At 60.4% G+C, this 9,547-nt stretch carries 8 protein-coding genes and 1 pseudogene; all 9 read right to left on the bottom strand.

Annotated features, from left to right (window positions below; translation table 11 throughout):
• Positions 1-640: pseudogene (locus Q0216_RS04765) on the bottom strand (shikimate kinase); the annotation flags it as partial.
• The gene (aroC, locus tag Q0216_RS04760; protein WP_298593338.1) at positions 640-1,857 is read right to left on the bottom strand and encodes a chorismate synthase; all 1,218 of its coding nucleotides are present in this window, start codon (positions 1,855-1,857) and stop codon (positions 640-642) included. The gene aroC and the pseudogene Q0216_RS04765, both read right to left, overlap by 1 nt.
• A gap of 119 nt (positions 1,858-1,976) precedes the next feature.
• A complete protein-coding gene (locus tag Q0216_RS04755; protein ID WP_298593336.1) occupies positions 1,977-2,927 on the bottom strand; it encodes a shikimate dehydrogenase in 951 nt (316 codons plus the stop codon).
• A 218-nt stretch (positions 2,928-3,145) separates the two neighbouring features.
• A complete protein-coding gene (gene mltG, locus Q0216_RS04750) occupies positions 3,146-4,339 on the bottom strand; it encodes an endolytic transglycosylase MltG (RefSeq protein WP_298593334.1) in 1,194 nt (397 codons plus the stop codon).
• Entirely contained in the window at positions 4,336-4,899 is a 564-nt protein-coding gene (ruvX, locus tag Q0216_RS04745) for a Holliday junction resolvase RuvX (RefSeq protein WP_005505922.1), read from the bottom strand. Before ruvX ends, mltG begins: the two co-directional genes overlap by 4 nt.
• A gap of 2 nt (positions 4,900-4,901) precedes the next feature.
• Complete coding sequence (alaS, locus tag Q0216_RS04740; protein WP_298593332.1) at positions 4,902-7,589, bottom strand: alanine--tRNA ligase; 2,688 nt, start codon at positions 7,587-7,589, stop codon at positions 4,902-4,904.
• 132 nt (positions 7,590-7,721) lie between these two features.
• Positions 7,722-8,216, bottom strand: a complete 495-nt coding sequence (locus tag Q0216_RS04735) for a peptide chain release factor 4 (RefSeq protein WP_298593330.1) — start codon at positions 8,214-8,216, stop codon at positions 7,722-7,724.
• A complete protein-coding gene (locus Q0216_RS04730; RefSeq protein WP_298593328.1) occupies positions 8,216-8,665 on the bottom strand; it encodes a DUF948 domain-containing protein in 450 nt (149 codons plus the stop codon). Before Q0216_RS04730 ends, Q0216_RS04735 begins: the two co-directional genes overlap by 1 nt.
• Positions 8,666-8,971: 306 nt before the next feature.
• On the bottom strand, positions 8,972-9,547 hold a 576-nt coding region (gene rpsD / locus Q0216_RS04725; protein ID WP_298593326.1), incomplete at its 5' end, for a 30S ribosomal protein S4.

Here is a 9,547-nt window from a genome sequence, read left to right as displayed (position 1 = left end):
GTGCTCTTCCGATCTTAGGGGCTACGGACTTGGGTGCAGTCGGCTTAGGGGCGGCAGGTTTCGGCGCGGTCGGCTTGGGAGCAGCAGGCTTAGGTGCCTCCGCCTTCGCGGGCTCCTTGCGGGGCTCCTCTTCGGCGGTGCCCATGCCCTGCAGGGCGCTGAGCAGCTTCAGGCGCAGGTCCTCGTCCAGGCCGAGCGCCGGGTCGGCGTCCTCAGATACCGAGGAGGCGTACAGGCGCACACCCTGCGTGCTCGCCGTAGCGGCGGGCAGGGGGCGGGTGCCAGAACGCATCAGGTCAGCCGGGGTGGGCACGCGAGAGGCCGGGCGGGAAGAATCCTCACGCACAACAGCCTCACGAGCCTCAGCGCCCGAAACCCCAGCACCTGCGGCCTCAACAGTCTCAGCGCCCGCTACCTCAACGCTCTGCTGAGCCGCGGCAGATACACCAGGTTCCGATACGCCTGATTCTGATACGCCGGATTCCGGGCACGGCGAAGCGCCCCCTCGCGCACGCTGCGTTGCCGCAGCAATACGCGCAAGGGGGCTCGAAGCGACCGGGCGAACGCCCTGCTCCACAGAAACCTCCCCGGAACCGCGCCCCTTCACGCCGCGGCCCTCAGACTCCGCCGGAAGGGGCACTACGCGTCCCAACCAGCCACGTTAGACTCCCACGCCAGAGACGCCGGAATGGCGTCCAGGTAGGAATCCATGTTGCGGCGAGTCTCACCAATGGAGTCGCCGCCAAACTTCTCCAGTGCAGCCTCAGCGAGCACCAGGGCGACCATCGCCTCCGCCACCACGCCGGCGGCGGGAACAGCACACACGTCCGAACGCTGGTGGTGGGCGCGAGCCTCTTCACCGATGGACGTGTCAATGGTCTTCAGAGCCTTCGGCACGGTCGCAATGGGCTTCATTGCCGCGCGCACACGCAGCAGGTCACCAATGCTCATGCCGCCCTCAATACCACCGGCACGGTTGGTATCGCGGGTTACGCCGTGCTCACCAATAGAAATCTCGTCGTGAGCGGCAGTGCCCGGGCGGTCAGCGGTCGCGAAACCGTCGCCAACCTCAACGCCCTTAATAGCCTGAATACCCATCAGCGCTGCGGCAAGGCGCGCGTCCAGGCGGCGGTCCCAGTGCACGTACGAACCCAGTCCGGGAGGCATACCGTACGCAAGCACCTCAACCACGCCGCCGAGGGTCTCACCGTCCTTGTGTGCCTCGTCCACGCGCTGAACCATCGCCTCAGAAGTTGCCTTATCGAAGCAGCGCAGCGGGTCAGCGTCCAGCTGGTCAACATTGCGGGGCGAAGGCACCGGGGCACCCTCGGGAGCGTGCACGCCACCCACAGCCACGGTGTGAGAAACCAGCTCAACACCCAGAGCCTTCAAAATCTGGGCGGCAACCACGCCAAGAGCTACGCGGGTCGCAGTCTCACGTGCGGAGGCGCGCTCCAGCACCGGGCGAGCCTCAGAGAAGTTGTACTTCTGCATGCCGGTAAAATCGGCGTGACCGGGGCGCGGACGAGTCAGCGCAGCATTACGCGCACGACCCTCAATCAGCTTCGGATCCACCGGGTCGGAGCTCATCACGTCAGTCCACTTGGGCCACTCGGTGTTCGCAATCTCAATCGCGACCGGGCCGCCCTGAGTCAGGCCGTGACGCACACCGCCCAGGATGCGCACGCGGTCCTCCTCGAACTTCATGCGGGCACCGCGGCCGTAGCCGAGGCGGCGACGAGCCAGGGCGTCACGCACCATATCGCTGGTGAGTTCCACACCGGCGGGCACGCCCTCAATAATGCCGACGAGCGCCTCGCCGTGGGATTCTCCGGCAGTAAGCCAACGCAGAGCCATAGGTTAACCTCTTTTCATCGCACCCGCACCGCAGCGCAGGAGGAAGGAATAATAATTCTTCACGTGTATAAATAGTGTATAAAATGCCTGTTTACTGAGCGAGTGAAAGCCCGCTTTTTTCACGAAACGGAAGCACGAGGCGCAAGATCAACCGCCGCACACATCGCATTCACCAAACCCAGCAGCTCACCCTCAGACAGGGTGCGGTCAGTAAAAATCAGAACCTGCTCAACCGCCTGATACAGCAGCATCTCCAAACCGGAAACCACCGTGCCGCCGTTAGCCTCCCAAGCGCTCGCCAGCGCCGAAGGCCACGGGTTATACGCAACATCGAGCAGTACCGGCTGGTGCGTTGCGGAGGCGCCCTTCAGCCCGCTCAGCTGGCTCGCCCACTCATCCGCCGCACGAGCAGGAAGAGTGGAAATCACCGGGTGATGACCGCGCTCAGCAAGATTCTGCGGCAACTCAGCTAGGGAAATCTGCTCCAGCTGAACGCCCAGGCGGTCCGCCGCCTCCTGCACGCTACCGAGCTTATGCAAAGAACGGGCGTACACGCTCACGCGGCGGTACCCCAACGCGTGCAACGCCGCCAGGGCAGAAATAGCGGTCGCTCCCCCACCCACAATCGCGGCAGAATCCTTGAGTGGTTTCGGTTCCAAACCGGCGTGGCGCAACGCGTTCACAATGCCGATTACATCGGTGTTATGCCCCAGCACCTTCTCACCGCGCGGATACACCGTGTTCACCGCACCGGTCACCTGCGCCATCTCACTGATCTCATCGCAATACTGAATGACCGCAGTCTTCAACGGCATCGTCACCGACAGACCCGCAATATAAGGGGCGTCCTCCGTGCCGTCCGGATGGCGCACGCCGTGCATTATCGCCGGCAAATCATCAGGCAGAGTATCGCGGCGATCATACCCCAAATTCTGCTCACCCAAAAAGTCATACGCCGCACGATGCAGCGCCGGTGACAGAGAATGCTCAATCGGGTGCCCCAGCACGTAGGCGCGGCGAAGATACGGCGCTTCACGGTACAGCGCCTCACGGTACGGTTCAGTCTTCATCGGCACTCTCTCGCTCTCAACGCCGGGACCTGCAGACACGCACGCCACGAACCCGCGTTCATAGGCGCACTCTCCCATTTTAAGGGACAAACCAATAATCGGGTACAGCAAAGGCGGGCACCTCCCCCACTCTCGTGGAGGCGGTACCCGCCTCAGCAAGGAACCTTCAGTACAAAGCTACCGAATCGTAGCTACCGGCTGAACCAATCAGTTGCAGCTTAGCTACAACGGTTCGGGTGCTTAGAACACCACTGGTTGTACTCTTCAACATAACGCTGGTGCTCAGCATACGTGCGGGAGTACTTCGTCTCACCGGAATCCAGGTTAACGGTCACCCAGTAGTAGTACGGGTTATTCTCGGGAGCCGCAGCAGCCTTAATCGAAGCCAGCTGCGGGGAACCAATCGGACCCTTAGGAAGACCCTTATTCGCATAAGTGTTGTACTTATTGCTCTTATCGGCCTTCTGCTCTTCCGTCAGGTGATACGAGCGGATACCCAGACCGTAGGTCACGGTCGCATCCGACTGAATCAGACCGGAGGTCTCGCCATCGGGGTTATTCAGACGGTTCTCAATGATGCCAGCAACCGTCACGTAATCCTTCGGCTGAGCCTCAAGCTCCACGATGGAGGCAATAGTCAGCACCTCGAAAATACGGTCGTCGCCGCTCACACCGGCTTCCTTCAGGGCGTCCTTGGTCCTATCAACCATGGTCTGAATCACCGTTTTGATGTCGGTGCCCTTCGGGAAACGGTACTCACCCGGGTGCAACCAACCCTCAATCGAGGGGAACTTGCTCGGAACACCGAACTGAGTGTAGTTGCTGATCGCGTCCTCAACCTGCTGGCGGGTGAACGCACCATCAGAGCCAGAAACAATCAGCTCAACGGTTTCACTCACACGCTTACCCTGCGGAATTGCCAAGTACAGTACGTTGCTGTTCGCATCAATAATAGTGGTAATGGCGCTCGAGCTACTCATCTGCTGCTGCAGTTCATAGGTGCCAGGCTGCAAGTACTTACCCTTGCTTTCCTTGGTGTACACCTCAAGGAACTTATCAGCATCAGCAATGACGCCCGCCGCCTCCAGCTCCTCAGCCACCTGCGCGGTGGACTGGCCGGAACGAATCGTGAACGTCACGGTCGTACCGTTACCGCCACCCGAGTAGTCGCGAGTCTTGAACGGGTCGTAGCGAGTAATCAGGGCACCAGAAATGATGACCAGAGCCACGACAAACAAGGAAATTGCGCTCAGCAAAACGGCGCGGCGGCGGCGCTTACGCGCACGCAACGTAGCCACCGACACGATTTCCTGTTCCATCGTAATGCCGGTAATACCCTTACGTTCGTCCTCGGCCGTCGGCCTAAAGAGGTCGAGCCCGCTCTCTTCGGGCTGTTTATTCTGTTCGGTCACTGAAGGTTCTCCGTTTCGTTGACGGCACCGACCGCGGTCCCTTCTGACTCGGACGGTCGGTTTTCTTCGTGGGCCGGATCGCTCACCTTGTACCCGGCTACGGACTGCCCCGCCTTGAGGGCATCCAGGCTGTACTGCAAAATGTTCACAGCCGCCACCTGGTCAACCATAGTCTTGAAATCTCGGCTGGAAACCCCAGCCTCGTGCAGTGCACGGTGAGCGCTCACGGTGGTGAGTCGCTCATCCACCAGCCAAATGTTAATGTGTGTTTTCTCTTCGGCATCCAGCTCGGAGCGCAGAGCCTGAGCGTACTCCCGAGCCATTTCCGTGGAGGGAGAATCCCCACCACGCATGGTCTTCGGAAGCCCGACAAACACCTCCACCACCTCGTTCACCTCAATCAGCTTGCGCAAAACACGGCGGTCAGAGTTCTTCTTCGCGTCGCGGCGCAGCGTCTTGAGCGGGGTGGCGAGGATACCGTCGGGGTCGCTGAGGGCGGTGCCGACGCGGGCGTTACCCACATCGACACCCATCCGCACTCCGCGCTGGAATTCTGCCATGTTTAGGCCTGAGCCTGTGCGATAGCGTCGCGGACAGCGTCCAGTGCAGCACCAATCTTGGATGCATCCTGGCCACCACCCTGAGCGACGTCGTCCTTACCGCCGCCACCGCCGCCGAGAACACCGGCAGCGACGCGGACCAGAGCGCCAGCCTTCACGCCAGCCTCACGAGCACCCTCGTTGGTTGCCACCAGGATGACGGGGCGGCCATTAGCCACACCCACCACAGCAACAACCGCAGCCTCGGAGCCGAAGCGAGAACGCAGATCCAGAGCCAGCTCACGAACGCCGTTAGCGTCCAGTTCGCCAGCGTCATGTGCCAGAACGCGAACAGAACCGATGGTCTGTGCGTTCTCCAGCAGCTTGCCAGCCTCAGCCTGCAGCTTCTCGCGGCGCAGCTGAGCCAGTTCCTTCTCAGCAGCCTTCAGCTTAGCCAGAGTCTGGTTAATCTTCTCCGGCAGATCAGCGGAGGACTGAACCTTCATCAGGCCGGTCAGCTGGTTCACCAGGGTACGCTCAGCAGCCAGGTGGTTGAAGGAGTTCAGACCCACCAGAGCCTCAACACGGCGGTTACCGGAGCCAACAGAGCTCTCAGTCAGCAGGGTCAGCGAACCAATCTCAGCGGACGAACCAACGTGGGTACCACCGCACAGCTCGCGGGAGAACTCGCCGCCGATTTCAACAACACGCACCACGTCGCCGTACTTCTCACCGAAGAGGCTCATAGCGCCCAGAGCCTTAGCCTCAGCCAGCGGCATCTCGCGGGTAATCACCTCGTGGTTATCGCGGATCGCGAGGTTAGCAACCTCTTCAACCTCACGCTTAGCGGACTCGGACAGGCCCTCGCCCCACGCGAAGTCGAAACGCAGGTAGCCTTCCTTGTTGAAGGAGCCACGCTGAGTAGCCTCGTTGCCGAGCACCTGGTGCAGGGCAGCGTGAATGATGTGGGTACCGGAGTGTGCCTTCTCACCGTCGCGGCGGCGCTGAACATCAACCTGTGCCACAACATCGGCACCGACGTGAACCTCGCCCTCACGCACAACGGCGCGGTGAACGCTCAGACCCTTCACGGGCTGCTGAACGTCCTGAACGTCAATGATGAAGCCGTTGCCGGTAATAACACCGGTGTCAGCTGCCTGGCCACCAGCCTCCGCGTAGAACGGAGTCTCATCCAGGACAACCTCAATCTTGTCGCCAGCCTTAGCAGCGGGAACAGACACGCCATCCACCAGGATTGCGCGCAGCTTAGTCTCGGTACGCAGCTCGGTGTAGCCGGTGAAGATGGAGCCGCGCTCATCCACGAGCTTACGCAGCTCAGACAGGTCAGCGAACGCACCCTTCTTCGCCTTAGCGTCAGCCTGCGCACGGTGACGCTGCTCAGCCATCAGCTCACGGAAAGCCTTCTCGTCAACCTTCACGCCAGCCTCAGCAGCCATCTCCAGGGTCAGGTCAATCGGGAAGCCGTAGGTGTCGTGCAGAGCAAACGCCTCAGCACCGGAAACAGAGTTGGAGCCGTCCTTCTTAGCGGCAGCAACAGCCTCTTCCAGACGCTCAGTACCGGTCTCAATGGTGTGCAGGAACGCCTTCTCCTCAGCGTACGCAATGCGGGAAATACGCTCGAAGTCCTCACCCACGTACGGGAAAGCACCCTTCATAGCCTCGCAAGAAGCCGGGAACAGCACGGGCAGGCAGGGCTCAGTAACGCCCAGCAGACGCATCGCACGAATCGCGCGGCGCATCAGACGGCGCAGAATGTAGCCGCGACCCTCGTTCGAGGGGGTCACGCCATCAGCAATCAGCATCAGCGAGGAGCGGATGTGGTCCGCCACCACGCGCATACGCACGTCGTCCTCGTAGCCCTCGTCCTCGGGGGACTCGGAGCCGTGGTACTTCTTACCGGACAGCTTAGAAGCAGCGTCCAGAACCGGGCGGACCTGGTCGGTCTCGTAGAAGTTCTCAACACCCTGCAGCAGCATAGCCAGGCGCTCAACGCCCAGGCCGGTATCGATGTTCTTCTTCGGCAGCTCGCCCAGAATCTCGAAGTCGTCCTTGCCGATACCCTCGCCACGCTGGTACTGCATGAACACGAGGTTCCAAATCTCAATGTAACGGTCGTCGTCAGCCGCCGGGCCGCCTTCCTTACCGTAGGCGGGGCCACGGTCGTAGAAAATCTCCGAGTCGGGGCCTGCAGGGCCGGGCTGACCGGTGGACCAGTAGTTTTCCTTCATGCCCATACGCTGAATACGCTCAGCGGGGAAACCAACAGTCTTAGTCCAAATCTCGAACGCCTCATCGTCACCCTCGTAAATGGTGACCCACAGACGCTCGGGATCCAGGCCGTAGCCACCCTCCTCAACGGAAGTGGTCAGCAGCTCGTAAGCGAAAGGAATAGCCTTCTCCTTGAAGTAATCACCGAAGGAGAAGTTACCAGCCATCTGGAAGAAGGTACCGTGACGCGCAGTCTTACCGACCTCTTCAATATCCAGGGTGCGGATGCACTTCTGCACGCTGGTCGCGCGGGAGAACGGAGGGGTCTCACGGCCCAGGAAGTAGGGAATGAACGGAACCATACCGGCAATGGTGAACATAGCGCCGGGCTCGTTCGAAATCAGCGATGCCGAAGGCACCACAGTATGGCCGCGGGAAGCGAAGAAATCGATCCAGCGCTTGGAAATCTCCTGTGAGAGCATCTCGTTCCTTAGAGTAATCTGTGCGAAATTCTAAATTAGTCTACTGACCTATGGTGCCTGCCCGAGAGCAAAATGGCTAATTGAGCCACCCTCGTACCGTGATCTACGGGCGAAGACACCACTTTTTAAAACCTAGTTGAAGAAGTCGTCACCGAGCTGACGGTCACGCGCAATACGCTGCTCACGCGCTCGCTTCTGAGCCTCTTCCAAGGAGGCAATCTCAGCCTCCACCTCAATGAGTTCACGCTCAGCCAGGCGGCGGTTCGTGGATTCAACCTCAGCGGCGCTCATCTGGCGGTCCCACGTATCCAGGGAGCCAGGACGCAAATCCTGCTTCTGGCGCTCCACCTTAGCGTTGAGCTCCATCTCCTTCTCCTGCATGCCCTCACGCACGCGGGCGGCGAACTCAACAGCACGCAACGCATACGGCTGCAGGGGCTTGCCAATCGGCGAATCGAAGAACTTTCCCATCTGAGACTCCGGGTTGAGGGCAAGCTCACCGTGCTCACGCTTGAGCAGGGCGCTGCCGGGGGTACGCTGAGCAGGTTCGGAGGCGGCACGCCTGGACGCGAAATAACCAACCGCCGCGCCGGCACCGAGCAGAAGAGCTGAACGAAGCAGACCCATTAGTTCTCACCGCCTGCAGAGTAAGAGGACTGTGCCGAACCGTACTGAGCTGAACCGGACTGACCGCCAGCGTGGGTGTTGCTGGTGCCGTGTGCATCGCCGGACTTACCGCCGCGGAACGCCTGACGCACGCCGTACGAGAAGGACGCAACCTTAATCAGCGGCTGACCCACAGTCGAAGTGACCAGCGAGGACAGCGCAGAAACGTTCGCGGACGCATCCGAAACGTTCGAGGTGATGTCGTCAACCTTCTCCAGCTGCTCATTGGTGGTCACCACAGTGCGGGTCACCTCTTCAATGAGGGGGCCGGTGCTCTGGTTCAGCGAACGAATCGTCACGATAAGCTCATCAAACACCTTAGTCAGGCGAATAATGGGTAGCGCAAGAAGAGCCACCAGAATCGCAAAAACTCCTGCTGCAATCAGGCCCGCAATATCTCCGCCGGTCATCTATAACCCCATTCCGCTCAATGCATGATGCTTATCAATAGTCGTACAGGACCGCGTGCCACCGTGGCACGCAGCCGGATTCTGCGTACAGTTCAGGACTGTATACACAGTTCAATCCCTTATTTTAGTCGAAAAATCCTTCAAGCGCCCCCTAAACTCTCATGAAACTCCCAGCGACGGAAGATTCACAGGTTCAGCGACGCCACTACCTTCTGGTGTATATACCCCCAAAACCCGCGCGTTAAACGGGAACAACCCGCCCCCCACCGAACGGTGCAGGACGGGTTGCTTCTCGAAAAATCGAGATTACGCCAGACGCGAGTAGTACTCAACGACCTGCTGCTCGTCGCAGATCACGGGGATCTCTTCGCGCTTGGGCTTACGCTCAAGCTTTGCGTGCAGCTTCTCGATCTCAACGTTCAGGTATGCGGGAACCTCGGGCAGAACTGCCTGGTTCTCACCTGCAGCCGCAGCCTGGAAGGGGGTGGTCTTCTCAGCCTTGGGGTGAACGTGGATCAGCTGGCCGGGCTTGACGTGGAACGAGGGGCGGTCCACGCGAACGCCGTCAACCATGATGTGACGGTGAACAACCATCTGACGTGCCTGTGCAATGGTGCGGGCGAAGCCTGCACGCAGAACCAGAGCGTCGAGGCGGGTCTCGAGCAGCTCGACCATGTTCTTACCGGTCTGGCCCTCAATACGCTTTGCCTCGAGGTATGCGCGGCGCATCTGTGCCTCGCGGATGTTGTACTGAGCGCGCAGACGCTGCTTTTCCTTCAGCTGGGTAGCGTAGTTGGAGTCAGCCTTCTTGCGGGCACGGCCGTGCTGGCCGGGGCCGTAAGGACGACGCTCGAGGTACTTTTCTGCCTTCGGGAGATCGGA

It is taken from the genome of uncultured Rothia sp., from assembly GCF_937976295.1.
Classification (GTDB): Bacteria; Actinomycetota; Actinomycetes; order Actinomycetales; family Micrococcaceae; genus Rothia.
Note: the sequence above shows the minus strand (reverse complement) of the source record. Positions and strands in the feature narration are given on the sequence as shown.

Excerpts from the sequence above, each read along its gene's own strand:
- Q0216_RS04730 (WP_298593328.1), bottom strand. The coding sequence starts at position 8,665 with ATGACCGGCGGAGATATTGCGGGCCTGATTGCAGCAGGAGTTTTTGCG.
- aroC (WP_298593338.1), bottom strand. The coding sequence starts at position 1,857 with ATGGCTCTGCGTTGGCTTACTGCCGGAGAATCCCACGGCGAGGCGCTC.
- ruvX (WP_005505922.1), bottom strand. The coding sequence starts at position 4,899 with ATGGCAGAATTCCAGCGCGGAGTGCGGATGGGTGTCGATGTGGGTAAC.
- Q0216_RS04735 (WP_298593330.1), bottom strand. The coding sequence starts at position 8,216 with ATGGGTCTGCTTCGTTCAGCTCTTCTGCTCGGTGCCGGCGCGGCGGTT.
- Q0216_RS04755 (WP_298593336.1), bottom strand. The coding sequence starts at position 2,927 with ATGAAGACTGAACCGTACCGTGAGGCGCTGTACCGTGAAGCGCCGTAT.
- alaS (WP_298593332.1), bottom strand. The coding sequence starts at position 7,589 with ATGCTCTCACAGGAGATTTCCAAGCGCTGGATCGATTTCTTCGCTTCC.